Origin of the sequence: Rhizobium sp. WYJ-E13, assembly GCF_018987265.1 — a bacterium.
In the GTDB taxonomy this organism is placed as follows: domain Bacteria; phylum Pseudomonadota; class Alphaproteobacteria; order Rhizobiales; family Rhizobiaceae; genus Rhizobium.
In genome coordinates this window covers 2,337,456-2,363,611 of sequence record NZ_CP076853.1, presented here as the reverse complement: position 1 = coordinate 2,363,611, position 26,156 = coordinate 2,337,456, and the positions used below count along the sequence as shown (strand labels likewise).

The window sequence follows — 26,156 nt, the reverse complement described above, 5'->3', positions numbered from 1 at the left end:
GGGATCGCCCCACAAAAATAGAGGGCAGATTGACTTTCAATCAAATGGAATGATAACCTTCGTCATTCAGAAAAATTGAAAGATGTGACGATGACCATCCCGTTTCGCCGTCCCATTCCTCTGCTCGACAATGACGTGCTGCGCACCTTCGTCGCCATTGCAGAGACCGGTAATTTTTCGACTGCGGCCGAAACCGTGTTCCGCACGCCGTCGGCCGTTTCCATGCAGATCAAGAAGCTCGAAGAGCAACTGGGCGTGATGCTGTTTCGCCGTGATGCGCGCTCGGTGACGCTGACGCAGCATGGCGAAATGCTCCTGTCCTATGCACGCAACATTCTGGCGCTTTCCAACGAGGCGGTATCGCGCTTCATCATGCCCGAGCTCAGCGGCGTTGTAAGGCTCGGCGCGCCCGAGGATATCGGCGAGCGGCTGCTGCCGCAGGTCCTCAAAAGCTTTGCGCAGAGCTATCCGGGCATCATGGTCGATGTGACGATCGATATGAGCATCGGCTTGAAAAAGCGGATGGAGGAGCAGCGCCTCGATCTCGCGCTCATCAACTGCGCCACGCGGCCTTTCCCGACCAATGGCGAAGTCGTTTATCGCGAACGGCTCGTCTGGGCAGGCGCGAAGTGCGGTTCGGCTCATCGGCGCGATCCGCTGCCGATCTCGATCTGGGAAGACGGCTGCATCTGGCGGCAGGAAGCGATCGCCCAGCTCGAGCGCAACAAGCGGCCGTATCGCGTCGCCTATCTCAGCGCCCACACGATGGCGCAGCGCGCCGCCGTGGTCTCCGATCTCGCCATCGCGCCGCTGCCGCTCTCCTATGTCAGCGATGACATGGCGATCCTCGGCATCCAGGAAGGGCTGCCGGAACTGGGCTCTTTCGATATCCAGCTTTTGACGGCATCGCAGATGACGGGGCCGATCGAGACCGTCGCCGACAGCATCCGTGCATCCTTCGCCGAGAGGTCGAAAGCGGCTGCTGCCTGAATTCGGTTAGCCGGTGAACTTTTCGCTCACGAACGCGTTATCCCGCCCGGACGGCATCAGCCGTTCGGGGTTGATTTCATAAAAGGATTTCGCACATGACGACCACGGGTAAAATCGCTTCCGCCTTGATGATCCTTCTCGCGCTTTCTTCCTGCGCCAACACGATCCGCGGCGTGGGCAGGGATACGGCAAATGCTGTCAATGCCACGCAGGATGCCGGCCGCAGTGTCGATCGCGCAGCGAAGAGATAAACAAGTTCAGATTTTTGAAGCCGGATAGGCTTTTTCCAGCCCGCCGGATCGGGTCAGCCCGGTCCGGAATGCGGCATAGGCCGGGTGCTGGCTGGAGCGCGCCGCTTCCATGAGCCTGATCTGCAGCCGGTCGGGCGCTGCTCCGTCGATCCATTTGCCGAGCGTTTCGAGCTTCAGCGAATTGAGAAGGCGCGAGGCGGAGGCGAGGTCGAGGTGCCGATAGAGGCCCGCGAGCAGATTATCGTCCTGCACCGGATTTTCCATCAGCAGCGACAGATAGGATTTGTCGGTTTCCGAGAGCGCCGCGAGTTTTTCCGCGACGGTATCGCGATCGGGGAAGGGCACCGTGCCAGTCATAACGAATCGTCCAGTCCTTGTTGTCGGAAAGGTTTATAGACTGGCCTTGACCTTCTCGGCTACATCGGCCGGAACCCAACGACTCCAGAGCTCCTCATAATTCTCAAGGAAATAGAGGGCTGCATTTTCGTTGTCCTCGCCGTTTTCATCCTGCCAGGCGAGGACCTGGCTGATGGTCTCGTTGTCCCAGCTGCGCGCCTTCAGATAGGTCATGACAGGGCCGGCGCGGTCGGCAAAGGACCGGGTCATCAGCGTGAAGGCCTGCGACACTGGATAGGCGTTCACCTTGGGATTGGCGCAGCCGCGAACCGAGGTGCAGGCGTCCCATTCGGCCTGATCGTGCGGCATGCCGAAATCGAGGAGCTTCATGTCATACTTGCCGATGACCGATGTCGGCGACCAGTAATAGCCGAGCCAGCCGACCTTGTTGTCGAAGGCGCGGGCGATCGAATCATCGAAATCTTCAGGGGTCCGGCTGTCGACCAGCGCAAAGCCGCGCTTGTCGGCATCGAGCGCCTTGAAGAGATTGCTTGTCGAGGTCTTGCAGGCCCAGGATTCCGGGCAATTGTAGATGGCGGCGTGCGAGGGGGCGTCGATATCGGGAAAGAGTTCCGGGTGCTTCAGCGCATCCTGTACGGAGCCGATATCCGGGTTTGCATCGGCGATGAATTTGGGGATGTACCAGCCTTCGATCGCTCCGTCGGCGAGGATTTCGGCGCCCTTCACCAACCGACCCTCCTTGATGGCGGTATCGAGCTGCGGCTGGACGGCCTTCGTCCAGAATTCCGAGGCGATATCGGGCGTGCCCTTGGCATCCATGGAGGCGAAGGTCGGCAGCGTGTCACCGTCAACAATCGAGACGGAGCAGCCGTAGCCTTTCTCGAGGATGAATTTGTCGAAGCTCGCGGCAATGCCGGCGGAGCCCCACCTCATCTCGGCAATCGAGACTTTGCCGCATCCGGCGGCTTGCGCAATTCCCGCATACAGACAGACGGCAAGGATGAACGACGTGAAAAATGTCTTCATTATATATTCCCCGAAATTTTATGTGATCGAACGTGCATGCACCGGGGCAATTAGCCGACAAATCTCTCCGCCGCTTCAGGTGCCAAACGCCCGGAATATGCTCGCCGGGCTTCCTGTCTGCGGCGCCGTTCGTCTGGTTCTCCGGCGGCTCGTCGCTGGCCATTTCTATCGATGGCTGATGATGAGCAAGCTTACGGATTTGCGGCAAGAAATCAACTCTCTTTTCTGTCTTCCATCAGTCACTAAATAATTGAATTCGAAGAATTTATGCCGGCGCACGGAGGGTACGATCTTGCGCGCGCTGGAGGCAAATGTGCCCCTTGCGGAAAGACCTGAATGCGGTCTCAGATGAGAAAAATTAGAAAAAGTGCAAAAAAGGTCGAAATTCGCGTCAAGGCGCGCTTTCAATAACCATCCGGTAAGAATGTGCCGTTATCAGTTGTGACGCGGCGGGGGACAACCGCGCTGCTTCTCCGGATCAGGTAGAGCGTCCCGGAGAAAGCGAGCTTCATCGCGTAATGGTGAGGGCGTCAGCGTTTTATGGCAAACCGCGTTGGGCTGATGGCCTGATCGCGGTTTTCGCATTTCTGGGTCCCTGTTGACCCGCCCGCAACGCTCATTGTAGGCCTGCGGAAACGCTTCACGGATAGACCCTAATGACCAGAGCCATCATGCTGCAGGGAACCGGCTCGGATGTCGGCAAGACGGTGCTGGTGGCGGGGCTTTGCCGGCTGGCGGCCAATCGCGGGCTGACGGTGCGGCCGTTCAAGCCGCAGAACATGTCGAATAATGCGGCGGTTTCCGACGACGGCGGCGAGATTGGCCGGGCGCAATGGCTGCAGGCGCTTGCGGCCCGTACGCCATCATCAGTGCATATGAACCCGGTGCTGCTGAAGCCACAGTCCGAAAACGGCAGCCAGATCATCGTGCAGGGCAGGGTGTTCGGGCAGGCAAAGGGGCGCGACTATCAGCGGCTGAAGCCGCAGCTCATCTCTTCCGTGCTGGAGAGTTTCGCCAAGGTGTCGGAAGATGCCGATCTCGTCGTTGTCGAGGGGGCGGGTTCGCCGGCGGAAATCAATCTCAGGGCTGGCGATATCGCCAATATGGGCTTTGCGACACGGGCAAATGTGCCTGTCGTTCTCGTCGGCGATATCGACCGCGGTGGGGTCATCGCCTCGCTCGTCGGCACCCATGCGATCCTTGCCGAAGAGGATCGCAGCATGATTTCGGGCTATATCATCAACAAGTTCCGTGGGGATGTGAGCCTGTTCGACGACGGTATTACATCGATCGGCCAGTTCACCGGCTGGCCTTGTTTCGGCGTCGTGCCCTGGCTTCAGGCGGCGGGGCGGCTGCCGGCGGAAGATTCCGTCGTGCTGGAGCGGCTGGCCAAGGGCGCGCGAGGGGCGCTGAAGATTGCCGTGCCGGTGCTGCCGCGCATTGCCAATTTCGACGATCTCGATCCGCTGCGGGCTGAGCCTGATGTCGAGCTCGTCTTTGTACGCTCAGGCGAACGGCTGCCTGATGATGCGGGACTCATCATCCTGCCTGGCTCGAAATCGACCATATCGGACCTCAGCGATCTCAGGGCGCAGGGATGGGACCGTGACCTTGCCGCTCATGTCAGGCGGGGCGGCCGGGTGATCGGCATCTGCGGCGGCTACCAGATGCTCGGGCGCAGGGTGCATGATCCACTGGGCATTGAAGGGGCGGTGACTGACATTGAAGGGCTTGGCCTGCTCGATGTTGATACCGAGATGGCGCCGGAGAAGACCGTGCGTAATAGCAGCGCGCGCTCCTGTCAGTATGAGGTGCCGCTATCGGGCTATCAGATCCACCTCGGCATCACGCAAGGGGCCGATTGCGCGCGCCCGGTGGCGGTTGTCGATGGCCTGCCGGATGGGGCGATTTCCGCCGACGGGCATGTCATAGGCACCTATCTGCACGGCCTGTTCGGTTCGGATGCCTATCGGGGCAGGCTTCTCGAAAGCTTCGGGCTTTCAGGAGAGCGGGCGAACTATCGCCAAAGCGTCGATCAGGCGCTGGACGACGTTGCCGCGGAGCTTGAGCGCACTCTCGATGACCGCTTTCTTGCCGGCCTACTCTAAATCTCGCCTGAAACTTCGCGGCGGCGGCGGTCGAGTTCTTCGCTGTAGCGGCGTAGTGTGTGGCTTTCGCTGAGCTGGCCGATCACCTTGCGCTCGATCATGTTGTTGACGACGGCGAGTGCTTCGCTTTCGGTCTTGTCGAAGATCGCGGCTGCCTGCTTGGCGTTCATCTGCGGCTGCAGGAAATCGTTTTTATAGCGGATGAAATCGGCGAGATTCTGGGCTTCGTCCTGCGCGCTGGTGGGATTTGCGTAGATTTCCGGGACGAGCACCAGACCTGCATATTTGTCCTGATCGTCAACAAGGATGACGCGCTGAGTCGAGCCGATCGGGTAGGCCGTCTTGAAGTCGCCGAGCGTCATGCTGTTTTTAGCCGTCTTCACATCGGCGCGCATCAGCTTGTCGACGGTCAGGTTGCGGATCCAGCCGACATCATGGGCGCTGCGGATGCTCTCGCCGCGCAGGTGGAAACGCCATGTGGCGAAGGAGTAGCCGAAGGTGGTGCGAACCACGAGCGAGGAAGTGATGACGGCGGCGAGCACGAGGGCGGTGATCGGAAAGTCGCCGGTAATCTCCAGTGCGAGGAAGGTCATGGTCAGCGGCCCGCCGATGACGGCGACGGCAAGCGAACTCATGCCGACCACGGCATAGATGACGGGGGTCAGCGTCGCATCGGCAAAATAGGGGGCGGAATAGGCAAAGAGCTTGCCGAGCAGCGCGCCCATGAAGAGTGAAGCGAAGAACAGGCCGCCCCTGAAGCCGGAGCCGATCGAGACAGCCGAAGCGACCGATTTCAGCAAAAACAGGCTGATAAGGGCGGGGATCGTTACTTCGTTGGCGAGGTTCAGATGCAGTGCGCCATGTCCGGCGGCCAGAATCTGCGGCGAGACCAGCGCCAGCAGGCCGACGACGATGCCGCCGAGCGCCGGGCGAAAGGGCAGCGGGACGGAGCTCTTTCGTGCCAGTTCCTCGACGAAGGCGACGCCCTGCATGAGCAGGATGCCAATGCCGGCGCAGAAGGCGCCGAGTGCGATCGCCGGCACGTAATCGGCCGGCTGGACAGCGCCGAAACTGCCGACATCGATGATGAAATCGCTACCGGCAAGCAGGCGTGCAACCAGTGTGGCGACCAGGGCTGCAACGACGACCGGTGTCAGCGAGACGATGGCGTATGTGCCGATGATGAGCTCGAAGGCGTAGAACGCGCCGGTCAGCGGCGCATTGAAGGCGGCCGCGATGGCGCCGGCAGCGCCGCAGCCGACAAGCACGCGCAGATCGGCGCGGCGCAGTTGCAGTTTCAGGCCGAATTTCGAGGCGATGCCGGCTGCAAGCTGCGTATAGCCGGCTTCCAGACCGACCGAGGCGCCGAAGCCGTTGGAGATGATGTTCTGGACGGCGACGAGAATGCTGTCTGTCAAAGACAGGCGACCGCCATGCAGCGCATTGGCCTCGATCGGGTCGACCATCGGCTTCTTGCGCCACTTGGCGAGGATGAAGAACAACAAGCCGAGTAGGATACCGCCGGCGAAAGGCGCCGTCATCAGCAGGAACTGGTTGTCGATCTGCGAAGCGCTGAGCCGGGTTTCGGTTTCGATGCCGAAGATCAACCGGTGCATTGCCTCGGACACGAAACTCATGGCGCTGACCGCCAGCCCCGCAGCGATGCCGACCAGCGCGCCGGCAAAGACCAGGCCTATTTCACTTTGTCTGGCGAGGGCGCGCAGGCGTCCCAAATCGAATATGGTTGTGAAGGGCCGGAAGCGGCGGATATCCATTCGGGAGAGCATCATAGGAGAACTAGGCGACAGGAGCGGCGGTCAAGGGTGGCAGGCGGCACCGCATGCCTGCCAATTGCGGCTAAATACCGGCCGGGCAGTAAAGTTTCTATGACATAAGATTTTGAATAAACACGATAATCTTGGTAGTGTAAGTAGAGATGAACCTCTCTGGCACAGTGCGGGGCAATTGACATGGGGGTTGCGCGCGCCTAACCATGAAACCACATAATGGATGGTTCCGGATCGGCCTGACGCCTTCCGGATGAAAAGGGAATGTGACGAGGCGGACCCAAGTCGGGGGCCTTCATCACAGCCGACCCCGCGACTGTAGAGCAGTCAGGGTCTTCCGTCCGGCATTTCGACTGCCGCGCCGACGGCCCGCATCCTGCGGGCGGGCAAGGTGGAACAGGCGCCGGAAAAGCCACTGGAAATGCACCGTGATCAGCCGGGGCAGGACGCCTCTCTTTCTACGAATCGTCCGCCTTTTCACGAGATGCAGCCGGGAAGGCGAGGCAGATCCGCTGGCACGATCAGGGGCGACCGGAAACGGTTGCCCCTGTCGCGGCCGACAACTGCGAGCCAGGAGACCTGCCATCCGTGCCGGGCATAGTGCCCAACTGGGTGTTTTGCCCGCTGCCAGCACGGAGGTTGTTTTGGCTGAAGGATATGGTTCGGTGCTGCCTTTGGCGGTGCGATTGGGAGGCGTCGGTGCGGTGCTTTCGGCCTCTTGCGTCGAGTCTGTGGCACCCCCCTCTGTCGCCAAGGAAAGTACACTTAGAACAAGCCGCCGCATCCTCTCTCATAGGAGCGTTTGCGCATGACCGCCACCTTCATCCTCGGCGGCGCGCGCTCCGGCAAATCCCGCTTCGCCGAAAATCTCGTGACAGCCAGCGGCCTCGACCGCCACTACATCGCCACCGGCCGGGCGTGGGACGGGGAGATGCAGGCGCGTATCGACCAGCACAAGGCCGATCGCGGTCCCTCCTGGACCACGCATGAGGAGCCGCTCGATCTCATGGAGCGCCTTGCGGCCATCGATGGCGAGGGCAGGGCAATCCTGGTCGACTGCCTGACGCTCTGGCTCACCAACCTGATGATGGAGGGGCGCGATATCGCTGCGCAGTCCGCATCGCTCGCCGCCTTTCTCCCTGACGCAAAGGCGCGGCTCGTCATCGTTTCCAATGAAGTCGGCCTCGGCATCGTGCCCGAAAACCGCATGGCGCGCGAGTTTCGCGACCATGCCGGCCGGCTGCACCAGATGATCGCGGCAGAGGCCGACGACGTCTATTTTATCGCGGCAGGATTGCCGCTGAAAATGAAGGGTTAGTTCCATGCAGCAGAAAATTCCCGCGACCGTCATCACCGGCTTCCTCGGCGCCGGCAAGACGACCATGATCCGCAACCTGCTCACCAATGCCGGGGGCAAGAAGATCGCGCTCATCATCAACGAGTTCGGTGATCTCGGCGTCGATGGCGATGTGCTGAAGGGCTGCGGGGCGGAGAATTGCACCGAAGACGATATTATCGAGCTCACCAATGGCTGCATCTGCTGCACGGTCGCCGACGATTTCATTCCGACCATGACGAAGCTTCTGGAGCGCGATCAGCGTCCGGACCATATCGTCATCGAAACCTCGGGCCTCGCTTTGCCGCAGCCGCTGGTGGCCGCCTTCAACTGGCCGGATATTCGCAGCGAAGTCACCGTCGATGGCGTCATCACCGTCGTCGATAGTGCCGCTGTCGCCGCTGGTCGTTTTGCCGATGACCACGATGCCGTCGATGCGCGCCGCGTCGAGGATGAATCGCTCGATCATGAAAGCCCGATCGAAGAGCTTTTCGAAGATCAGCTGACCTGCGCCGACCTGATCGTGCTCAATAAGACCGATCTTATCGACAGCGATGGCCTCGGCCGCGTGAAGAGCGAGGTTGCCTCGCGCATTGCCCGCAAGCCTGTGATGATCGAGGCCAGGAATGGCGATGTGCCGGCAAGCGTGCTGCTCGGCCTCGGCATCGGCACGGAAGACGACGTCGTCAACCGCAAGTCCCATCACGAGCTGGAGCATGAGGACGGTAAGCCCCACGATCACGACGAATTCGACAGTTTCGTCGTCGAGCTTGGTGCGATCTCGGACACGGCCGGTTTCGTCGAGAAGCTGAAGGGCATCATTGCCGAGCATGACGTGCTGCGCCTCAAGGGCTTCATCGACGTCTCCGGCAAGCCGATGCGCCTGCAGCTGCAGGCCGTGGGTGTCCGTATCGACCAGTATTTCGACCGCGCCTGGGCATCGGGTGAAACGCGCAGCACGCGTCTCGTTGTCATCGGCCTGCACGAGATGGATCAGGACGCGGTGCGCAAGGCGATCGAAGCGCTCGCATGAGGATATAAAATGCATCTGCTTCTGGCCCAGCAGGGAACGATCAGCGACGGGGACGAGGCAATCGACCTCGGCCAGTCGCCGGGCGATATCCTGTTCCTGTCGGCTGCCGACACCGAGCTTGCGGCAATTGCCGCGGCGCATGCCGGCGGGGCGGCCGGGCATTCGCTGCGGCTTGCGAGCCTGATGAGCCTGAAGCATCCGATGTCGGTCGATACTTACGTTGAACGCACGGCGCGGCATGCGAAGCTGATCATCGTGCGGGCGCTGGGTGGGGCGAGCTATTTCCACTATGCGCTGGAGGCGTTGCATGCGGTGGCAGCGCGCAGTGGTGCGATGATTGCGGTGTTGCCGGGGGATTCCAAGCCGGATGCCGGGCTGACGCCGTTTTCGAATGTGGCGCTTGAAGATCTCAATGCGCTATGGGGCTATCTGATCGAGGGTGGAGACGCTAACGCGCGGGGCTTTCTTGCCTATGCGGCGGCGATGCTGTCTGGAGCGGAGAAGCCGGCGCCGGCTGCGCCGTTGATGAAGGCGGGGATCTGGTGGCCGGGGCGGGGGCTGGTTGGGGTCGAGGAGTGGAAGGGGTTAGTTACTAGCGTTTCTGCAGGTACCACGCTCTCGGACGAAGAAGAGGGTACCACTCATTCGACGGAAGAGGTGGGATGCAAACCCACGGACCGACCTACCGTCGCCATCGCCTTCTACCGCGCCCTCGTGCAGAGCGGCGAAACCCGCCCCGTCGAACCCTTGATCGAGGCTCTGCAGGCGCAAGGCCTGCGTCCGCTGCCGGTCTTCGCCTACAGCCTCAAGGACCCGGTCTCGAAAGGCATACTCGAAAGCATCTTCGCCGACCTGAAGCCCGAAGTCGTCATCAACACGACGGGCTTTGCCGTCTCCGCCCCCGGCGCCGATCGCGAGCCGACGGTACTGGAGGCGAACGACGCCATCGTGCTGCAGGCAATCTTTTCCGCCTCGTCGCGGGAAGCCTGGGCTGCCTCGTCGCAAGGGCTCTCGGCCCGTGATCTCGGCATGAATGTTGCGCTGCCGGAGGTGGATGGCCGCGTGCTGTCGCGTGCCGTCTCCTTCAAGGCAGCCGCCCGCTATGATGCCGCGGTCGAGGCCAATATCGTCTCCAGCGAGCCTGATGCCGGGCGCATGACATATGTGGCCGCCCTTGCCGCCAACTGGGCGCGGTTGCGGCAGAGGAATGCGGCGGAGCGGCGGGTCGCGCTCGTCATGGCGAATTATCCGAACCGCGATGGGCGGCTCGGCAATGGCGTCGGTCTCGATACGCCAGCGGGCACCATCGAGGTGATGCGGGCGATGGAGGCGGTCGGCTATCCTGTCGCCGATATTCCCGCTGATGGTGATGCGCTGATGCGGCATCTGATGGCGGGGCCGACCAATTCCGGTTTCGACGGCAAGGTGGTGCGCGAGAGGCTTTCCTTGAGTCGATACAAGAACTTCTTCTCGTCTCTTCCCAATCAGATTCAGGATGAGGTGATGGCCCGCTGGGGCGGTCCCGAGACCGATCCCTATATGCGCGATGGCGGCTTCGCGCTGCCATTTGCCCGGTTCGGCGGGTTGCTGATCGGCATCCAGCCGGCGCGCGGCTATCATATCGATCCGAAGGAAAGCTATCACTCGCCCGATCTCGTGCCGCCGCACGGCTATTTCGCCTTCTACGCTTTCCTGCGCGAAGAATTCGGTGCTGACGCCGTTGTTCACATGGGCAAGCATGGCAATCTGGAATGGCTGCCGGGCAAGGCGCTGGCGCTGTCGGAGACCTGCTATCCGGAAGCGATCCTCGGGCCGCTGCCGCATCTTTATCCGTTCATCGTCAACGATCCCGGCGAGGGCACGCAGGCGAAGCGCCGCACCGGCGCCGTCATCATCGACCACCTGACGCCGCCGCTGACGCGGGCCGAAAGCTATGGGCCGCTGAAGGATCTGGAGGCGCTGGTCGACGAATATTACGAGGCGTCGGGTGGTGATCCCAGGCGAATCCGATTGCTGTCGCGGCAGATCCTGGAGCTTGTTGCCGATATCGGGCTGGATCGGGATGCGGGGATCGCTAAGGGCGAGAGCGAAGGCGAGGCGTTGAAGAAGCTCGATGCCTATCTCTGTGACCTCAAAGAGATGCAGATCCGGGATGGGCTGCATGTGTTCGGTGTTTCGCCGGAAGGGCGGTTGCTGACGGATCTCACCGTGGCGCTGGCTCGCGTGCCGCGCGGACTGGGTGAGGGTGGGGACGCGAGTCTGCAGCGGGCGATTGCGGGGGATGCTGGGTTGGGCGCTGTCGACCCCCTCGATTGCGACATGGCCGCCCTCTGGACCGGCCTACGTCCAGCAATCCTCGCCGACCTCCTCGACACTCCCTGGCGCAGCAATGGCGACACGGTAGAGCGCGTCGAACTTCTCGCTGCCAAGCTCGTCTCCGGTGAAATCTCTTGCCCACCCCCCTGGTCCCAAACCAGAGTCGTCCTCGACGAAATCGAGGCTCGCCTCAAACCCTCCATCCTCGCCTGCGGCCCGGCGGAAATCGCCAGTCTGCTGCGCGGCCTCGATGGCCGTTTCGTCCCGCCCGGTCCATCCGGTGCGCCGACACGCGGGCGGCCTGACGTCCTGCCGACGGGGCGGAACTTCTATTCGGTGGACAGTCGTGCGGTGCCGACGCCAGCGGCCTATGAACTCGGCAAGAAATCCGCGGAATTGCTGATCCGCCGCTATGTGCAGGATCACGGCGAATGGCCAGTCTCCTTCGGGCTGACGGCTTGGGGCACGTCCAATATGCGCACCGGGGGCGACGATATCGCCCAGGCGCTGGCGCTGATCGGCGTCAAACCGGTCTGGGACATGGCCTCGCGCCGCGTCACCGGCTACGAGATCATTCCGCCGGCCATGCTGCGGCGGCCGCGGGTGGATGTGACGCTGCGGATTTCAGGCTTTTTCCGAGATGCGTTCCCGGAGCAGATCGCGCTGTTCGACAAGGCGATCCGGGCTGTCGGCGCACTCGACGAGGATGCGGCGGATAATCCGATAGCCGGGCGCATGCGCGGTGAGGCGGCGCGGCTGACAGCGGCCGGGCTCGATGAGAAAGCGGCGGCGAAGCGGGCGGGTTATCGCATCTTCGGTTCCAAGCCCGGCGCCTATGGCGCGGGCCTGCAGGCGCTGATCGATGAGAAGGGTTGGGAGCGGCGAGCGGATCTTGCGGAAGCCTATCTCGTCTGGGGCAGCTATGCCTATGGCGCGGGCGAGGAGGGGCGAGCCGAGCGCGGGGTGTTCGAGGAGCGGCTGCGGTCCATTCAGGCCGTGGTACAGAACCAGGACAATCGCGAGCATGACCTGCTCGACAGCGACGATTATTACCAGTTCGAAGGCGGCATGGCGGCGGCGGCCGAAGCGCTCGGCGGCGCGCGGCCGGCGATCTATCACAACGATCATTCGCGGCCGGAAAAGCCGGTGATCCGTTCTCTGGAAGAAGAGATCGGGCGGGTGGTGCGCGGGCGTGTCGTCAATCCGAAATGGATCGAGGGCGTCATGCGCCACGGCTACAAGGGCGCCTTCGAGATATCAGCGACGGTCGATTATCTCTTTGCCTTTGCGGCGACGACGGGAGCGGTCGGCAACCATCATTTCGAGGCCGTCTATCAGGCCTTCGTCGCCGATCCCACGGTGCGCGATTTCATGGCCGAGAAGAATCCGGCTGCCCTTTCCGAGATGAAAGAGCGGCTGATGGAGGCGATCGAGCGCAAGCTCTGGACGCCACGCAGCAACTCCGCCCAATTCGACCTCAGTGAAGTCAACGAAACCAGGAAAAGAGCAGGCAGCCAGTCATGAGCGAAGAGCCAGTCGTACCAGCCGAAAAGGACGATGCCCGTCACGCCGAGAAGATGGCGAAGAAGAAGGCTGCCCGTGACAAGATCATGGCCAGCAAGACGGACGAGAAGGGCCTGATCATCGTCCACACCGGCAAGGGCAAGGGCAAGTCGTCCGCCGCCTTCGGCATGATCTTCCGTCATATCGCCCATGGCAAGCCGTCTGCCGTCGTGCAGTTCATCAAGGGCGCGATGTGGACGGGCGAGCGCGACCTGATCGAGAAGCATTTCTCCGATGTCTGCCAGTTCCATACGATGGGTGAGGGCTTTACCTGGGAAACGCAGGACCGGGCGCGCGACGTGGCGGCAGCCGGTGCGGCATGGGAAAAGGCCAAGGAACTGATCCGCGACGAGCGCAATTCCATGGTGCTGCTCGACGAGATCAATATCGCACTGCGCTACGACTATCTCGATATCAACGAGGTGGTGGAATTCCTGGGGAACGAGAAGCCCTATATGACGCATGTCGTGCTGACGGGCCGCAACGCCAAGGACGAACTGATCGAGATTGCCGATCTCGTGACCGAGATGGAGCTGATCAAGCATCCTTTCCGCTCCGGCATCAAGGGGCAGCCGGGCGTGGAATTCTGATCCTCAGTTTGCGAGGTGGCCGCGCAGGATCGCGGCCGTTTCCTCATCGGCCGGGAAGAGCGTTTCGATCGCCAGTTCCGAAAGGGTGATATCGACAGGCGTGCCGAAGACGGTCGTTGTCGAGATGAAGGAGAGCAGACCTGCTTTCGTCGCAAGCTTCAGCGGAACGGCGATTCCGGCAAGGTCGGCATGGCTCTCGCCGGCAGTTTCGGGTGCGGGATAGGAGAGCAGTTCCTTCAGAAGCTTTTCCAAGACGGGATCGCCGGAGACCGATATCTGCTGGCGCAGGCGGTCGAGAAGGTGGGCGCGCCATTCGGCAAGATTGGCGATGACAGGCGCAAGGCCCTGCGGATGCAGGCTGAGGCGCAGCACGTTGATCGGCGGTTCCAGCAAGGATGGATCGGCAACGGCCTGCAGCAGCGGTGCGATGGCGGCATTGGCCGCAACCAGCCTCCAGTGGCGGTCGATGGCGATGGCGGGGAAGGGCTCATGGCCTATCAGCACCATGTCGATCGCGCGCCGCGCCGGTTCAAGGGCGGGGTCATCCAGCTTGCGTTCGGCAAAGACCGGGGCGAAACCCGCCGCCAGCAGCAGCGGGTTCCGGTCTCGCAAGGGCACGCCGAGCCGTTCGGCCAGATGCAGCAGCATCTCGCGGCTCGGGGTCGAGCGCCCGCTCTCGATGAAGCTCAAGTGCCGTTGGGAAATATCGGCTTCGAGCGCCAGATCCAGCTGGCTCATGCGGCGGCGTTGGCGCCATTCGCGCAGGTGATCTCCGAGAGAGCGGGCGGTCGGCGTCATCAGGCGGCTTCCGGCAGCTGGTCGATGAAGCCGCGGACGGATTTGAGCCTGCCGCCTTCGAGTTCGGCAAAATCCGTGCCCTTGATCAGCGCTTCGCCATTTTCAGGGCCGAGGCCCCAGGAGAAGCGAAGAACATCGCCATAGCCGTCGGCTGCGCCGATCAGCTCGAAGCGGAAGCCGGGGAAGCGGCTCTGCACGGCCTCGACCAGTGAGTTGATCTGCTCGTGGCCTTCGCCGCGCATCAGCGGATCGATATAGGTTGCGGAATCCGCCCAGCTCTCGGCAATGAGAGCGCGGCGGCGAACGGCGTCGGTTTCGTTCCAGATGGCGAGGTAGCGCTCGGCGTTGGTGTTTGCGTCGTTTGTCGGGGCATTGGGCATCGGGTCATCTCCTTTTGATCGCCCGTCAATTCCAGGCAGGGCGATCATCGGCGAAAGCGGTGCACCCTATCAATTACGCCTGAGGTAATGGAAGCCGGATCAAGTTCAGGTCGCGGCTTGGTGATTTGACAGGTGAGGGGGCGAGCCCGGAGATTTGCCGCGACCCTTTTGCTCCGGAGGAGACCCGCCTTGAAAACCCGGTCTTACAAAGCCTTAGCCGCATTCGCCATCGTGCTTCTCAGCGCATCCGCGACGCAGGCGACTATTATCGATGACTGGAATACGATCAAGGTGCCGCCGGCACCGGCGCTGAAGCCGGTCAGTGTGAATACGTCGGATACGGCGCTTCTGCTCCTCGATTTCAACGGCGCGCAGGACCCGACCAAGGGGCCATGCAACACGAAGAACAAACCGCGCTGCATCGCCTCGCTTCCGAAGGTGGAAAAGCTTCTGAATGAAGCGCGCAAGAGCGGCGTGCCCGTTATCTATAGCATCACTGGTGGCGCCACGAAGGGCGATATCGCCACCGTTCTGGCGCCGAAAGAGGGCGATCCGGTGGTGCAAGGAGGCGCCAACAAGTTCATCAACACCGATCTCGAAAAGATCCTGACTGAAAAGCACATCAAGACCGTGATCGTGACCGGCACGGCATCCGAAGGGGCGGTGCTGAATACGGCGGCCTATGCGGCGCTGAAGGGCATGAGCGTTATCCTACCCGTCGATGGCATGTCTTCGACCGACCCTTATGCCGAGCAATATGTCGCCTGGCACTTTGCCAATGCGCCGGGTGTTTCGGCCAAGACGACGCTAACTGCGATTGATGAGATCAAGTTCTAAACTCCGAGCCAGACACGCAGCGGGTTTGTCGGGTCGGCCAGAAGTTTGATCGCGAAAGCGATGCAGACGATGACGAGCAGCGGCTTGATGAGTTTTGCGCCGATGCGCATGGCGAGCCGGGAGCCGAGCTGCGCGCCGAGAAACTGGCAGACGCCCATCAGGAGGCCGATCTTCCAGAGGGTGGCGCCGAAGCTTGCGAAGACGACGAGGGCGCCGAAATTCGAGCCGAGATTGAGAAGCTTGGTATGGGCCGTCGCCTTCAGCATGCCGAAACCGGCGAGGGTGACGAAGGCGAGCATGAAGAAGGAGCCGGTGCCGGGGCCGAAGACGCCGTCGTAGAAGCCGATGACAGGCACCAGCGTCAGGCCGAAGAGAAAGGGCGTCATCCGGCGATGGGTGTCGGAATCGTTGAGGTTCGGCTTGACGGCGAAGAAGATGGCGATCGCGACCAGCAGCACCGGCATGACCGCCTGCAGCACCTGGCCGGGAACGAGGGTGGCAAGGGCAGCACCCAGCGAACCGCCCATGACGGCCATCAGCGCCATCGGCAATTGTTCCGAAAGCTTCACATGGCCCTTGCGGGCATAGGCGATGGTTGCCGAGGCGGCGCCGAAGAGCGACTGCACCTTGTTGGTGCCGAGCGTCTGCAGCGGCGGGATGCCTGCGATCAGCATGGCGGGAACGGTGATCAGGCCGCCACCACCGGCAATGGAATCGACGAAACCGGCAAAGAAGGCAGCCGTACAAAGCAGCAGAAGCAGATGGATGGCAATGTCAGGCACGAGGCTATTCCGGGAGGGGCATTCAAGGGTGAGTGCACGGGGCGGGGCGTTCGGGCGGCCTTGTTGCATTTCCGGTCCCAAGCTGCAATGGCTCCAGGGACACGGCGGGGCGTAATCGGCTGACGAGAATGAGTGAGATCATCATCGGTGAGGCAAGACGGCACGTGCTCGGGCTTGGCTGCGAGCACGGGGCTTCTGTTGGCGAGGTGATGGCGCTGGCTGTCGAGGCGCTTGATGCGGCCGGCATCAGCGGGGCGGGGCTTGCCGCTGTCGCTTCGATCGACAGCCGAAGGGCAGAACGGGCGATCCTTGCCGTTGCGGCGCATTTTGCCGTGCCCTCCCTGTTCTTCGATGCGGCGCGGCTGGAGGCGGAGACGCCGCGGCTTAAAAATCCCTCCGAGATCGTCTTTGCCCGCGTCGGCTGCCATGGCGTGGCGGAATCCGCTGCCCTTGCGGCTCTTGGCGCGGATGCGGAACTGACGCTCGGCAAGATCAAATCTCGGCATGCGACAGCGGCTGTCGCCTGCATCGGGTTGCAGAAAGCCTGACGGGCGTTATGGTGCGGCATCTCGCGGCGCCGTCCGGCAGGCCAGCGATTCACATCTAGAGGATATACATGCACAAGGTCATTTATGACACGGATCCGGGCGTCGATGACGCAATGGCGCTGCTTTTCCTGCATCGCCATCCCGAGATCGATCTCATCGGCATCACCACAGTCTTCGGCAATGCCTCGATCGAGACGACGACGCGCAATGCGCTGTTCCTGAAGCGGGAATGGAATATCGCGGCCCCCGTTGCCAGGGGTGCGAGCGTGACCATCGATCCGTCTCGACAGGAGCGTCCTTGGCCGACCATGGTGCATGGCGAAAATGGCCTCGGCGACATGCCGGTGCCTGATGTCATCGACCTGCCGCTCGATCCGCGCCCGGCGCATCGTTTCATCATCGACACCGTGCGCGCCAATCCGGGCGAGGTGAGGCTGGTCGCCGTCGGCCGCATGACGAACCTGGCCTTGGCGCTGAAGGAAGATCCCGAGATTGCCAGCCTCGTGAAGGACGTCGTCATCATGGGCGGCAATTTCTATCTGCCCGGCAATGTCTCGCCGGTTGCCGAAGCCAATATTCACGGCGATCCGGAAGCGGCTGATATCGTGCTGACCGCGCCGTGGAAGGTCGTCGTCATCGGTCTCGATGTCACGGCGATCACCACGATGAGCCGCAGCTATTTGGGCGATATGGCGGCCAAGGGCGACAAGGCAGTCAAGCAGCTCAACACGCTTTCGCAGTCCTATATCGACTTCTACAAGCATGCGGTCGAAGACGGCATGATGGTGCATGACAGCTGCGCCAGCGTCTATGTCGTGGCACCGGAACTGTTCAAGACGATCACGGGCGCAGTGCGCGTCGTCTGTGGCGGCATTGCCGACGGCCAGACGGTCGTCAAGCCGGATGGCCGCCACTTCCCGCCGGGTCACTGGGATGGCCTGCCGAGCCAGAGCGTTGCCACCGGCATCGAGTCGGAAAAGGTGATCGGTTTGATCCGCGAGACGCTTCTGCGGGTCTGATGGTGTCAACGGGCCGGCTGCGTGTTCTGCGGTTGGCCCATTTTCTATTTTGGAGTCCAATCAATCTGGAGGGTTCTGTGAGGTCCGGGCGCTGTGCGTGCGGCATTCACTGATCGGACCTCATTGAAGCCGGATTGAGCGAAGGCGCGGGTTGTTTGGCACTATGGGGATTTAGCCGAAGCGGTGGATGGCGTTTTGCAGAGTTGAGCCTTGCCGGAGCTCGTGGACAGGTCTGGAAGGAGTTTCTTGCCGGCATTTGCGGTGTCTTTGCCGCGCCTGTCGGCTGGTTTGCATCGACCGAATCGTCGTTCGGGCACGATGGGCCAAAGCACTCGCCCCGCGGCTCTTCGGCATGCCGACGCTGATCGTTGCAATGATGCCGCCCGTGATATGATCATGAACTGTCGTTCCATGCTGGTCGGCAGACCGGCGACATTGGAGTCCACGCGCCGATGATCTTAACGGCGCCGCCGCAACAGGAGCAGCGGTGCCGCAAAGGCGGTGGCTTTGCGTCCGGTTCTTCGACCGGGTGTTCCGGCGGCGGGACGTCGAGCAGGCTTCGGCACAGGTCCAGCTTCAGTTGCCGATGGCCATTGGCAAGCAGGCCGTAATGACGAATGCGATGAAAGCCGTCCGGAACGGTGTGAAGCAGGAAACGGCGGATGAACTCATGGGCATCGAGTGTCATTACCTTTTGCTTGCCGCCCGTTCGATAATCCTTCCATCGGAATGTGACTCGATCGCCATCGATGCTGACGAGGCGGGAATTGGAGATGGCGATGCGATGGGTATAGCGACCGAGATAGGCCAGCACCTGTTCGGGTCCGGCAAAGGGCGGCTTGGCATAGACGATCCAGCCGACACGCCGCGCTTCTTTGACCATGCGGTTGAATGCGGCCGGACTGGCCAGGCCGGCGATGTCGCCGAAGAACTGAAGCTGGTCCAGGTCGTAGGCCTGCTTCAGCTCTTCAAGAAACAACCGCCTGAACAGGCATGACAGGACCCGCACGGGCATGAAGAAGCTTGTCCGGCAAGCCACCCAGCGGGACTGGTCCGCCGACAATCCACCGCCCGGCACGATGCAATGGATATGCGGGTGATAATGGAGGTTCTGCCCCCAGGAGTGTAGCACCGCGATGAAGCCGATCTCTGCACCCAGATGCCTGGGATCGGCAGCAAGCTTGCGCAACGTCTCGGCGACGGCGCGAAACAGGATCGCATAGACGACCGCCTTGTTCTGGAAAGCGATAGCCGCAATCTCTTGCGGCAAGGTGAACACGACATGGAAATAGCCGACCGGCAGAAGATCGGCCTGCCGCGCGGCGAGCCAGTCACGGCTCGCCTGTCCCTGGCACTTCGGGCAATGCCGGTTGCGACAGGAATTATAGGCGATGCGCAACGCCGCGCAGTCCTGACATTGCTGGACATGCCCGCCCAGCCGAGCGGTCCGGCACATCTCGACGGCGCTCATCACCCGGCGTTCGACACGCCCGAGATGGGTGTCGTGGGCTTGACGATATCTTTCCCCGTGGCGGCGAAAAATGTCCGCCACCTCCAGTCCCGCCGCCATGGCGAAGCTTACTCAGCTTGGCGGCACCACCTCCAGTGTCAGCCGGTCGAGCGGGCTGGTCGTGCTGCGGATCAGGGTATTGGAAACCTTCGTGTAGCGTGCCGTGGTAGACAGATTGTTGTGGCCGAGCAAAACCTGGATGATGCGGATGTCGGTTCCGCTTTCCAGAAGATGGGTGGCAAAGCTGTGGCGCAGCGTATGCACCGTTACCCTTTTGTCGATACCGGCCGCGGCACACGCCGAACGGCAGGCAGAATACAGAACCTGGACGTCGATGGGCTTGGTCTCGTCCCGGCCCGGGAACAGCCAGACCTCGGGTCTCGCCAGCCGCCAATAGACCCGCAGGATCGCGAGCAACTGCGCTGACAGCATGACGTTGCGATCCTTTCCGCCCTTGCCATGCTCGACGCGGATGATACCGCGTTCGCCATCAATGTTGCGGACTTTGAGATGGACAGCTTCCGAGGCGCGCAGCCCCGCCGCATAAGCGGTCGTCAGTGCGGTGCGGGTCCTCAGGCTTGGAACCGCTTCCAGAAACCGCACGATCTCGTCGCCGCTGAGGATCGTCGGCAGCTTGGCCGGTGTCCGGGCATAGGCAATGCGCTCCGGTATCTCGGCATGACCAAGCGTGACGCCAAAGAAGAACCGCAGGGCACAAACTGTCTGGTTCAAGGCCGGCCATGATAGGCCCGACGACACCAGATGCACCTGAAACGCGCGCACGTCTTCCAGTCCAAGACGGTCTGGCGATCGCCCGAAATAACGCGAGAACTTGGTCACCGCATGCAAATACGATCGTTGCGTCGCTGGCGAAAGATTGCGGATCGTCATGTCATCGATCATGCGCCGGCGTAGCGGGCTTATCTCTGTCATCGTCATCTCCTGTTTAAAGGTTGGGCTAAAACAGCCCAATCCTTCAAATCAGAAGCGCATCATGCAAATCCCACGCTCCAAATGCCGCGAAAGCGGCTTCGTTCAATCGCTTGTCAGGATTTCTTTGGGAATTGATTCCGCTTCTTCCGGAGTTGATTCAACTCCGTTTCGTCAACTTCCGGTGCGCGACCTCTGATGCCGTTGACCTCGTCATCAGCCGGGCCTAGATCAGCGGGATGATTGATAGCGCATTCTCATATCTGCCGGCGCTGGAGCCGGGCAGCGTCTGGCTTGTTGGCGCCGGTCCGGGCGATCCGGGCCTGCTGACGCTCCTTGCTGCCAAGGGGCTCACCGAGGCCGATGTGATCATCCATGACGCGCTGGTCAATGAGGAATGCCTGAAACTCGCACGCTCTGGCGCCGAGCTCGAATATGCCGGAAAACGCGGCGGCAAGCCCTCGGCCAAGCAGCGGGATATTTCTCTGAGACTGGTGGAGCTGGCGCGGGCCGGAAAGCGCGTGCTGCGGCTGAAGGGCGGCGATCCCTTCGTCTTCGGACGCGGTGGGGAAGAGGCGCTGACGCTGGTCGAGTACAATATCCCGTTCCGCATCGTGCCGGGCATTACCGCAGGGATCGGCGGGCTTGCTTATGCCGGTATTCCGGTGACGCATCGGGAGATCAACCATGCGGTGACCTTCCTCACCGGTCATGATTCCTCCGGCATCGTGCCTGATGCGATCAATTGGGAGGCGATCGGCAAGGGCTCGCCTGTTATCGTCATGTATATGGCGATGAAACATATCGCCCAGATCAGCGCCAATCTCATTGCGTCCGGCCGTTCGGCCTCGGAGCCCGTCGCCTTCGTGTGCAATGCGGCGACCGGCGACCAGCAGGTGCTGGAAACGACGCTTGGCGAAGCGGTCGTTGCCGTTGCCGCCTCCGGGCTGGAGCCGCCGGCGATCGTCGTCGTCGGCGAAGTGGTACGGCTGCGGGCCTCGCTCGACTGGCTTGGTGCGCTTGGCGGACGGCGGCTGCAGCCCGATCCTTTTCGACAGGCCGGCGGGCAAGGGAGGGAGACAGCGTGAGCGGGTTGCTGATCGCCGCACCATCCTCCGGTTCCGGCAAGACGACGGTGACACTCGGGCTGCTTCGGGCGCTGCGCAATCGCGGCGTGGCGGTGGCGCCTGGCAAGGCCGGGCCTGATTATATCGACCCGGCCTTTCACGCAGCGGCAAGCGGCACGCTCTGCCTGAATTTCGATCCCTGGGGCATGCGGCCGGAGCTGATTTCGGCCAATGCGACGCTGCACCGCTCCGGCGACCGGGTGCTGCTCGTCGAAGGCATGATGGGCCTATTCGACGGTGCGGTAGACGGGCGCGGCACGGCGGCCGATCTTGCAGCCCAACTCGGGCTTTCGGTGGTGCTCGTCGTCGATGCCTCGCGACTGTCGCAGTCGGTGGCGCCGCTCGTCAGCGGCTTTGCTGGTTTCCGTGCCGATGTGCGTATCGCCGGCGTCATCCTTAACAAGGTCGGCAGCGACCGGCACGAGTCGATGCTGCGGCAGGCGCTTGACAAGATTCGCATGCCTGTTGTCGCCGTCATCCGCAAGGATGCGATGCTTGCCCTGCCGGAGCGGCATCTCGGGCTGGTGCAGGCGGGCGAGCATGCGGCGCTCGACGCGTTCATCGATTATGCCGCCAATGCCGTTGCCGAAGAGTGCAATTTCGAATTCCTGATGCGTATCGCGCGGCAGGGCATGAACCGGCCATCGGCTGCCAATATTGCCCGGTTGATGCCCTTCGGCCGGCATATCGCCGTTGCCCGCGATATCGCCTTCGCCTTCTGCTACGAGCATATGCTGCTCGGCTGGCGGCGGCGAGGGGCGGAGATTTCCTTCTTTTCGCCGCTGGCGGATGAGGGGCCGGCAGAGAGTGCCGATGCGATCTATCTGCCGGGCGGATATCCCGAGCTGCATGCCGGCAAGCTCTCGGCCGCGCAGAATTTTGCCGTGGCGATGAAGGCTGCGGCAGCGCGGGGCGTGCGCATCTATGGCGAATGCGGCGGCTATATGGTGCTCGGCGACGGGCTGATCGACGGGGGAGGCGCGCGCCATGAAATGCTCGGCCTGCTGCCGGTCGTCACCAGCTATGAGACGCGCATGCGGCATCTCGGCTATCGGCGCGTGACGCCGCTCGAAGGCTCCTTCTTCGACAAGCCGATGACGGCGCATGAATTCCACTATTCGACCATCGTTTCCGAAGGCGAGGCCGATCGGCTGTTTGCCACGCAGGATGCGCTCGGCAACGATCTCGGCGCCGCAGGCTTGAGGCGCGGGCAGGTGGCCGGCTCCTACATGCATCTGATCGATCTTGCCGGAGCTGCCGCATGAATGCGCCGATCATGCATGGCGGCGGCATTACCGCAGCGGCAGCAAGCTTCGGCGGTCGGTTGGAGGACTGGCTGGATCTCTCCACCGGCATCAATCCCAATCCGGTAGCGTTGCCGGAGATCCCCGCAAGGGTGTGGCATCGGCTGCCCGACCGGCATCTGATCGAGTCGGCGCGGCATGCGGCGCGGGATCATTATCGCAGCGACGCGATCCTGCCGCTTCCGGTCCCAGGCACGCAATCGATCATCCAGCTTCTGCCGCGGCTCGTTAAGCGGGACAGAAAAGTTGCGATCCTGTCGCCGACCTATGGGGAATATGCGCGCGCCTTTGGTGCCGCGGGTTTTGCTGTCGATGCGGTCGGCGATATCGAGGATATCGGCCCGGAGCATGGGCTGGCCGTCGTCGTCAATCCGAATAATCCGGATGGCCGGATACAGACTGCCGACAGGCTGGAAGCGCTGCACGAGCGGCTGAAGGCGGGTGGCGGCTTTCTCGTGGTCGACGAGGCGTTCGGCGATACCAGCCCGGAGGCGAGCCTTGCGCCCCGAGCGTCAGGGCTTTCGAACCTCATCATTTTCCGCTCCTTCGGCAAGTTCTTCGGGCTTGCGGGACTGAGGCTCGGCTTTGCCATTGCGCGGGGCGATATTCTCGCTCGCTTCGAGGACTGGCTCGGTCCCTGGGCGGTATCGGGGCCGGCGCTGTCGCTTGCCGGTTCGCTGCTGAATTCGGATGTCTCCGCGATTGCCGGCTCGATTGCAGAGCGCCAGGCTGCCCTTCATGCCGTTCTTGCCGGCGCCGGCCTTGCCGTTGCGGGCGGCTCGCCGCTTTTCACGCTTGTTGCCGACGTCAAGGCCAGCGACATTTACACGACTCTCTGCCGCCATCATATTCTCGTCCGCCGGTTCGATTACGCGCCGGACTGGCTGCGCTTCGGCCTAACACCCGACGCTGCTGATGATGCGAGACTGGCTGCGGCCCTTCGGAGCTTTGAGCGATGAGTTTGGATGAACATTTTCTCGTGCTGGTTCTGGCGCTGCTGCTCGACCGCATCATCGGCGATCCGCAATGGCTGTGGATGCGCGTGCCGCATCCGGTTGCAATCTTCGGCCGGGCGATCGGCTATTTCGACCAGCATTTCAACCGCGAGAGCCTGAGCAAGGCGCAGCGCAAGCAGAATGGCGTGGTGGCGCTCCTCGCGCTTTCGACGCTTGCTGTGGTCACCGGTCTGGTGCTGCACTGGTTCCTCATGCTCTTCGGCCCGGTCGGCATCCTGCTCGAAGTCTTCTGCGTGGCGATCTTCCTGGCGCAGAAGAGCCTGTCGGACCATGTCGCGGCGGTTGCCACGGCACTGAAGAGCGAGGGCCTCGTCGGCGGGCGCAAGGCGGTGTCGCGCATCGTCGGGCGCGATCCGGAAACGCTGGATGAGCCAGGCGTCTGTCGCGCGGCGATCGAGAGCCTCGCCGAGAATTTCTCCGATGGCGTCGTCGCACCTGCGCTCTGGTACGCGATCTTCGGCCTGCCGGGCCTGTTCTTCTACAAGATGCTGAACACGGCGGATTCGATGATCGGCCACCGGTCGGAAAAATATGTCGATTTCGGCTGGGCCTCGGCCCGTCTCGACGATATCGCCAACTGGCCGGCTGCCCGTCTTTCCATTCTGCTGATCGCCGTCGGCGCCGGCATCCGCCGTGGCACATCGGCCTTCCACGAGTCCTTCCGTGTCGGCATCCGCGACGGCAAGCTGCATCGCTCGCCGAACTCCGGCCGTCCGGAAGCGGCGATGGCAGGCGCGCTCGATCTCCAGCTTGCCGGCCCGCGCGTCTATTCGGGCATGGTCGTGCGCGAGCCGATGATCAACGGCACGGGCCGGGATGTGGCGACGGCTGATGATGTCGAGGACGGGATCTCGGTCTTCCAGGCGAGTTGCATGGCGCTGACGCTGCTCGCCTTCGTGGCCTTCGTCTGCCTGCTTTAGGTTCGCTGTCAGCCACGACGCGTCTTCGTCATCAGCAGTATCGACAGTGCACCGCTCAGCAGGCCGAGCGACAGCGGCAGGCCCTGGTGGCCTATCATCTGCATCGCAACACCCGTCGCGGGCGAGCCGAGGATGCCGCCGAGGCCCCAGACCAGGGCGAAGGCGGCGTTGCCGGCGATGAGGGACTGGCCGGTGAAGCGCTCGCCGAGCTGGATCAGCGACAGGGTGTAGATGCCGAAGGAGACGCCGCCCCAGATGAAGACCAGTGGCCAGATGAGCCAGGTGTCGAAGACGACTGGAAAAAGCAGGCAGCCGGCGAGGCAGGCGAGGACGCAGCGGAGCAGGGTGCGGCGCGAGCCGAGGTTTTCGGCGATGCGGCCGAGCACGATCTGCAGCATGGCATTGCCTGCGATGAAACAGGTAATCAGCGAGGCGATACGCTGTTCGGCGCTGTCGAGGGCGGCGCCGTAGACGGCGAAGAGGGCGAGCAGGATCTGCTCGAAACCAGCGGCGACGAAAACGGCAAAGAGCAGGAGCGGCGCCAGCCTGAAGAAACCACCGACCGATGTGGCTTCGCCTTCTCGCGGCATGTCCGGCAGGCGAGGGGTGACCGCAAGCACGATCAGGCCGCAGGCAAGGAAGGCTGCTATGCCGATCAGGAAGGGCGGCCAGCCTTCGGTGCCGGCGAGGCCGAGCGAAAGCGGGCCGATGGCAAAGCCTCCTGACACGATCGAGGAATAAAGGCCCATGATCCGGCCCCGGCGCGCTGCGGGCGTGAGCGAGAGCAGCCAGGTCTCGCTGATGACGTAAAGCGGGTTGGCGAAGAAGCCGAGCAGGAAGCGCAGCGGCATCCAGGCCCAGATATTTTGTATCGCGGCAATGGCGATCAGGCTCAGTGCCGCGAGGATCGAGCAGAGGATGGCAAGCCTGATTGCGCCGCAGCGGCGCGACAGGGCGGGAATGAAGGGGGCCGAGACGATGAAGCCGGTTGGTGTCATCGCCGCCGACAGGCCGATCAGGCCGGATGGTATGCCCTGCCGCTCGAGGGTGAAGCTCAGAAGGGGATAGGTGAGTCCCTGCGCCATTGCAAAGACGGAGACGGTCGCGATGATGCCTGCCATCGCGGCCCATGGGAGGCGCGCGCCCTGCGGCGATGTCGTGGCGGGCCGGTCGATTGTTGCGGCTCGGAGAAACTGGCGATCGTCTGTCATCGCGGCATTTGCCTTATACGTGCCAGAAGAACCCAGTGGCCTCTGACCCTGCCTGCTGCTGCGTCAGGCCGATGTCATCGAGCAGGGCGGGGCTGATCTTCGACCTTTGTTTCCGCTCCCGGCGGATGTGGATGCGCCAGAACCAGCGTACGATCACGCTTCGCAGGGCGATCAGGCCATGATGCCTGTGCGACGGTCTGCGATGCGAGGCGCATGCAGGAGTGCAGCAATCGCTCATGATAACCTCCATCAGGTTTGAAGGTTTAGAACCTTCGACTTCGAACGAGACCGGAGTCTGGAGGATGCGGCGAGTGCCGTAATTAAGCGCTCCCAAAAAGTTCTCAAAAATTTCCAAAGCCGTCGAAAAGGTATCCATCTGGCTACCTATGTTGACAGTGGGGCCTCCCCGTGGTTACG

The 26,156-nt window shown here is 62.3% G+C and carries 24 protein-coding genes and 1 riboswitch; of the genes, 14 read left to right on the top strand and 10 right to left on the bottom strand.

Going from position 1 to position 26,156, the window contains the following annotated elements; genetic code table 11:
- Window positions 1-90 precede the first annotated feature (90 nt).
- Window positions 91-990: a LysR family transcriptional regulator gene (locus KQ933_RS11985; protein WP_216755090.1), complete on the top strand. Its 900-nt coding sequence runs from the start codon at window positions 91-93 to the stop codon at window positions 988-990.
- Between the two features lie 95 nt (window positions 991-1,085).
- On the top strand, window positions 1,086-1,241 hold the full coding sequence (locus tag KQ933_RS11980) for an entericidin A/B family lipoprotein (RefSeq protein ID WP_007813980.1): 156 nt from the start codon (window positions 1,086-1,088) through the stop codon (window positions 1,239-1,241).
- A gap of 6 nt (window positions 1,242-1,247) precedes the next feature.
- Here KQ933_RS11980 and KQ933_RS11975 read toward each other — a convergent pair whose 3' ends face one another.
- Window positions 1,248-1,598, bottom strand: coding sequence for a hypothetical protein (locus tag KQ933_RS11975; protein WP_216755089.1), 351 nt, complete (start codon window positions 1,596-1,598; stop codon window positions 1,248-1,250).
- 33 nt (window positions 1,599-1,631) lie between these two features.
- Window positions 1,632-2,624 carry a glycine betaine ABC transporter substrate-binding protein gene (locus KQ933_RS11970; protein WP_216755088.1) on the bottom strand — a complete coding sequence of 331 codons (993 nt, stop codon included), beginning with the start codon at window positions 2,622-2,624 and terminating at the stop codon, window positions 1,632-1,634.
- A gap of 656 nt (window positions 2,625-3,280) precedes the next feature.
- Between KQ933_RS11970 and KQ933_RS11965 the strand changes: the two genes are divergently transcribed.
- Window positions 3,281-4,732 carry a cobyric acid synthase gene (locus KQ933_RS11965; protein ID WP_216755087.1) on the top strand — a complete coding sequence of 484 codons (1,452 nt, stop codon included), beginning with the start codon at window positions 3,281-3,283 and terminating at the stop codon, window positions 4,730-4,732.
- Here the strand turns inward: KQ933_RS11965 and KQ933_RS11960 are convergent.
- Window positions 4,729-6,519 (bottom strand): chloride channel protein, encoded by a 1,791-nt coding sequence (locus tag KQ933_RS11960; RefSeq protein WP_216758898.1) that lies wholly within the window; start codon window positions 6,517-6,519, stop codon window positions 4,729-4,731. The two genes, KQ933_RS11965 and KQ933_RS11960, sit on opposite strands and share 4 nt — an antisense overlap.
- Before the next feature lie 207 nt (window positions 6,520-6,726).
- A riboswitch (cobalamin riboswitch) is annotated at window positions 6,727-7,121 on the top strand.
- A gap of 206 nt (window positions 7,122-7,327) precedes the next feature.
- Here KQ933_RS11960 and cobU point away from each other — a divergent pair.
- From cobU to cobO, 4 genes are read left to right on the top strand one after another with little or no spacing between them, the layout of a single operon-like run.
- Window positions 7,328-7,837 carry a bifunctional adenosylcobinamide kinase/adenosylcobinamide-phosphate guanylyltransferase gene (cobU, locus tag KQ933_RS11955; RefSeq protein WP_216755086.1) on the top strand — a complete coding sequence of 170 codons (510 nt, stop codon included), beginning with the start codon at window positions 7,328-7,330 and terminating at the stop codon, window positions 7,835-7,837.
- 4 nt (window positions 7,838-7,841) lie between these two features.
- Window positions 7,842-8,888, top strand: coding sequence for a cobalamin biosynthesis protein CobW (gene cobW / locus KQ933_RS11950; RefSeq protein WP_216755085.1), 1,047 nt, complete (start codon window positions 7,842-7,844; stop codon window positions 8,886-8,888).
- Between the two features lie 9 nt (window positions 8,889-8,897).
- Window positions 8,898-12,728 carry a cobaltochelatase subunit CobN gene (cobN, locus tag KQ933_RS11945; protein WP_216755084.1) on the top strand — a complete coding sequence of 1,277 codons (3,831 nt, stop codon included), beginning with the start codon at window positions 8,898-8,900 and terminating at the stop codon, window positions 12,726-12,728.
- Entirely contained in the window at window positions 12,725-13,357 is a 633-nt protein-coding gene (gene cobO, locus KQ933_RS11940; RefSeq protein ID WP_216755083.1) for a cob(I)yrinic acid a,c-diamide adenosyltransferase, read from the top strand. The genes cobN and cobO overlap by 4 nt, the downstream gene beginning before the upstream one ends.
- 3 nt (window positions 13,358-13,360) lie before the next feature.
- Here cobO and KQ933_RS11935 read toward each other — a convergent pair whose 3' ends face one another.
- Together KQ933_RS11935 and KQ933_RS11930 are read right to left on the bottom strand one after the other, a co-directional pair.
- Window positions 13,361-14,155, bottom strand: coding sequence for a helix-turn-helix domain-containing protein (locus KQ933_RS11935; protein ID WP_216755082.1), 795 nt, complete (start codon window positions 14,153-14,155; stop codon window positions 13,361-13,363).
- Window positions 14,155-14,583, bottom strand: coding sequence for a nuclear transport factor 2 family protein (locus tag KQ933_RS11930; RefSeq protein ID WP_216755081.1), 429 nt, complete (start codon window positions 14,581-14,583; stop codon window positions 14,155-14,157). Before KQ933_RS11930 ends, KQ933_RS11935 begins: the two co-directional genes overlap by 1 nt.
- A 141-nt stretch (window positions 14,584-14,724) precedes the next feature.
- Between KQ933_RS11930 and KQ933_RS11925 the strand changes: the two genes are divergently transcribed.
- The gene (locus tag KQ933_RS11925) at window positions 14,725-15,372 is read left to right on the top strand and encodes an isochorismatase family protein (protein WP_216755079.1); all 648 of its coding nucleotides are present in this window, start codon (window positions 14,725-14,727) and stop codon (window positions 15,370-15,372) included.
- On the opposite strand, the gene KQ933_RS11920 is transcribed toward KQ933_RS11925, so the two are convergent.
- Window positions 15,369-16,154, bottom strand: a complete 786-nt coding sequence (locus KQ933_RS11920; protein ID WP_216755078.1) for a TSUP family transporter — start codon at window positions 16,152-16,154, stop codon at window positions 15,369-15,371. The genes KQ933_RS11925 and KQ933_RS11920 overlap by 4 nt on opposite strands.
- A gap of 128 nt (window positions 16,155-16,282) precedes the next feature.
- On the opposite strand from KQ933_RS11920, the gene KQ933_RS11915 reads away from it, so the two are divergent.
- Together KQ933_RS11915 and KQ933_RS11910 are read left to right on the top strand one after the other, a co-directional pair.
- Entirely contained in the window at window positions 16,283-16,702 is a 420-nt protein-coding gene (locus KQ933_RS11915; protein WP_216755076.1) for a cobalamin biosynthesis protein, read from the top strand.
- A gap of 68 nt (window positions 16,703-16,770) precedes the next feature.
- Window positions 16,771-17,721, top strand: a complete 951-nt coding sequence (locus tag KQ933_RS11910) for a nucleoside hydrolase (RefSeq protein ID WP_216755075.1) — start codon at window positions 16,771-16,773, stop codon at window positions 17,719-17,721.
- Window positions 17,722-18,115: 394 nt separating this feature from the next.
- On the opposite strand, the gene KQ933_RS11905 is transcribed toward KQ933_RS11910, so the two are convergent.
- Both KQ933_RS11905 and KQ933_RS11900 read right to left on the bottom strand, forming a co-directional pair.
- Window positions 18,116-19,291, bottom strand: a complete 1,176-nt coding sequence (locus tag KQ933_RS11905) for an IS91 family transposase (protein ID WP_216755074.1) — start codon at window positions 19,289-19,291, stop codon at window positions 18,116-18,118.
- Window positions 19,292-19,303: 12 nt separating this feature from the next.
- Complete coding sequence (locus KQ933_RS11900; RefSeq protein ID WP_216755073.1) at window positions 19,304-20,164, bottom strand: tyrosine-type recombinase/integrase; 861 nt, start codon at window positions 20,162-20,164, stop codon at window positions 19,304-19,306.
- 236 nt (window positions 20,165-20,400) lie between these two features.
- Here KQ933_RS11900 and cobA point away from each other — a divergent pair, with 236 nt between their 5' ends.
- The 4 genes from cobA to cbiB are packed head-to-tail and all read left to right on the top strand — an operon-like array spanning window position 20,401 to window position 24,528.
- A complete protein-coding gene (gene cobA, locus KQ933_RS11895) occupies window positions 20,401-21,249 on the top strand; it encodes a uroporphyrinogen-III C-methyltransferase (protein WP_216755072.1) in 849 nt (282 codons plus the stop codon).
- The gene (locus KQ933_RS11890) at window positions 21,246-22,553 is read left to right on the top strand and encodes a cobyrinate a,c-diamide synthase (RefSeq protein ID WP_216755071.1); all 1,308 of its coding nucleotides are present in this window, start codon (window positions 21,246-21,248) and stop codon (window positions 22,551-22,553) included. Before cobA ends, KQ933_RS11890 begins: the two co-directional genes overlap by 4 nt.
- The gene (gene cobD / locus KQ933_RS11885; protein WP_216755070.1) at window positions 22,550-23,551 is read left to right on the top strand and encodes a threonine-phosphate decarboxylase CobD; all 1,002 of its coding nucleotides are present in this window, start codon (window positions 22,550-22,552) and stop codon (window positions 23,549-23,551) included. Before KQ933_RS11890 ends, cobD begins: the two co-directional genes overlap by 4 nt.
- Window positions 23,548-24,528: an adenosylcobinamide-phosphate synthase CbiB gene (gene cbiB / locus KQ933_RS11880; RefSeq protein WP_216755069.1), complete on the top strand. Its 981-nt coding sequence runs from the start codon at window positions 23,548-23,550 to the stop codon at window positions 24,526-24,528. Before cobD ends, cbiB begins: the two co-directional genes overlap by 4 nt.
- Window positions 24,529-24,536: 8 nt before the next feature.
- On the opposite strand, the gene KQ933_RS11875 is transcribed toward cbiB, so the two are convergent.
- Complete coding sequence (locus KQ933_RS11875; protein WP_216755068.1) at window positions 24,537-25,739, bottom strand: MFS transporter; 1,203 nt, start codon at window positions 25,737-25,739, stop codon at window positions 24,537-24,539.
- Window positions 25,740-25,752: 13 nt separating this feature from the next.
- Window positions 25,753-26,115, bottom strand: coding sequence for a DUF1127 domain-containing protein (locus KQ933_RS11870; protein ID WP_216755067.1), 363 nt, complete (start codon window positions 26,113-26,115; stop codon window positions 25,753-25,755).
- Between the last annotated feature and the right edge of the window lie 41 nt (window positions 26,116-26,156).

Bases quoted from the DNA above. Each gene is read 5' to 3' on its own strand.
- KQ933_RS11985 (WP_216755090.1), top strand. From the start codon at position 91: ATGACCATCCCGTTTCGCCGTCCCATTCCTCTGCTCGACAATGACGTG.
- KQ933_RS11980 (WP_007813980.1), top strand. From the start codon at position 1,086: ATGACGACCACGGGTAAAATCGCTTCCGCCTTGATGATCCTTCTCGCG.
- KQ933_RS11975 (WP_216755089.1), bottom strand. From the start codon at position 1,598: ATGACTGGCACGGTGCCCTTCCCCGATCGCGATACCGTCGCGGAAAAA.
- KQ933_RS11970 (WP_216755088.1), bottom strand. From the start codon at position 2,624: ATGAAGACATTTTTCACGTCGTTCATCCTTGCCGTCTGTCTGTATGCG.
- KQ933_RS11965 (WP_216755087.1), top strand. From the start codon at position 3,281: ATGACCAGAGCCATCATGCTGCAGGGAACCGGCTCGGATGTCGGCAAG.
- KQ933_RS11960 (WP_216758898.1), bottom strand. From the start codon at position 6,519: ATGCTCTCCCGAATGGATATCCGCCGCTTCCGGCCCTTCACAACCATA.
- cobU (WP_216755086.1), top strand. From the start codon at position 7,328: ATGACCGCCACCTTCATCCTCGGCGGCGCGCGCTCCGGCAAATCCCGC.
- cobW (WP_216755085.1), top strand. From the start codon at position 7,842: ATGCAGCAGAAAATTCCCGCGACCGTCATCACCGGCTTCCTCGGCGCC.
- cobN (WP_216755084.1), top strand. From the start codon at position 8,898: ATGCATCTGCTTCTGGCCCAGCAGGGAACGATCAGCGACGGGGACGAG.
- cobO (WP_216755083.1), top strand. From the start codon at position 12,725: ATGAGCGAAGAGCCAGTCGTACCAGCCGAAAAGGACGATGCCCGTCAC.
- KQ933_RS11935 (WP_216755082.1), bottom strand. From the start codon at position 14,155: ATGACGCCGACCGCCCGCTCTCTCGGAGATCACCTGCGCGAATGGCGC.
- KQ933_RS11930 (WP_216755081.1), bottom strand. From the start codon at position 14,583: ATGATCGCCCTGCCTGGAATTGACGGGCGATCAAAAGGAGATGACCCG.
- KQ933_RS11915 (WP_216755076.1), top strand. From the start codon at position 16,283: ATGAGTGAGATCATCATCGGTGAGGCAAGACGGCACGTGCTCGGGCTT.
- KQ933_RS11910 (WP_216755075.1), top strand. From the start codon at position 16,771: ATGCACAAGGTCATTTATGACACGGATCCGGGCGTCGATGACGCAATG.
- KQ933_RS11905 (WP_216755074.1), bottom strand. From the start codon at position 19,291: ATGGCGGCGGGACTGGAGGTGGCGGACATTTTTCGCCGCCACGGGGAA.
- KQ933_RS11900 (WP_216755073.1), bottom strand. From the start codon at position 20,164: ATGACAGAGATAAGCCCGCTACGCCGGCGCATGATCGATGACATGACG.
- cobA (WP_216755072.1), top strand. From the start codon at position 20,401: ATGATTGATAGCGCATTCTCATATCTGCCGGCGCTGGAGCCGGGCAGC.
- cobD (WP_216755070.1), top strand. From the start codon at position 22,550: ATGAATGCGCCGATCATGCATGGCGGCGGCATTACCGCAGCGGCAGCA.
- cbiB (WP_216755069.1), top strand. From the start codon at position 23,548: ATGAGTTTGGATGAACATTTTCTCGTGCTGGTTCTGGCGCTGCTGCTC.
- KQ933_RS11875 (WP_216755068.1), bottom strand. From the start codon at position 25,739: ATGACAGACGATCGCCAGTTTCTCCGAGCCGCAACAATCGACCGGCCC.
- KQ933_RS11870 (WP_216755067.1), bottom strand. From the start codon at position 26,115: ATGGATACCTTTTCGACGGCTTTGGAAATTTTTGAGAACTTTTTGGGA.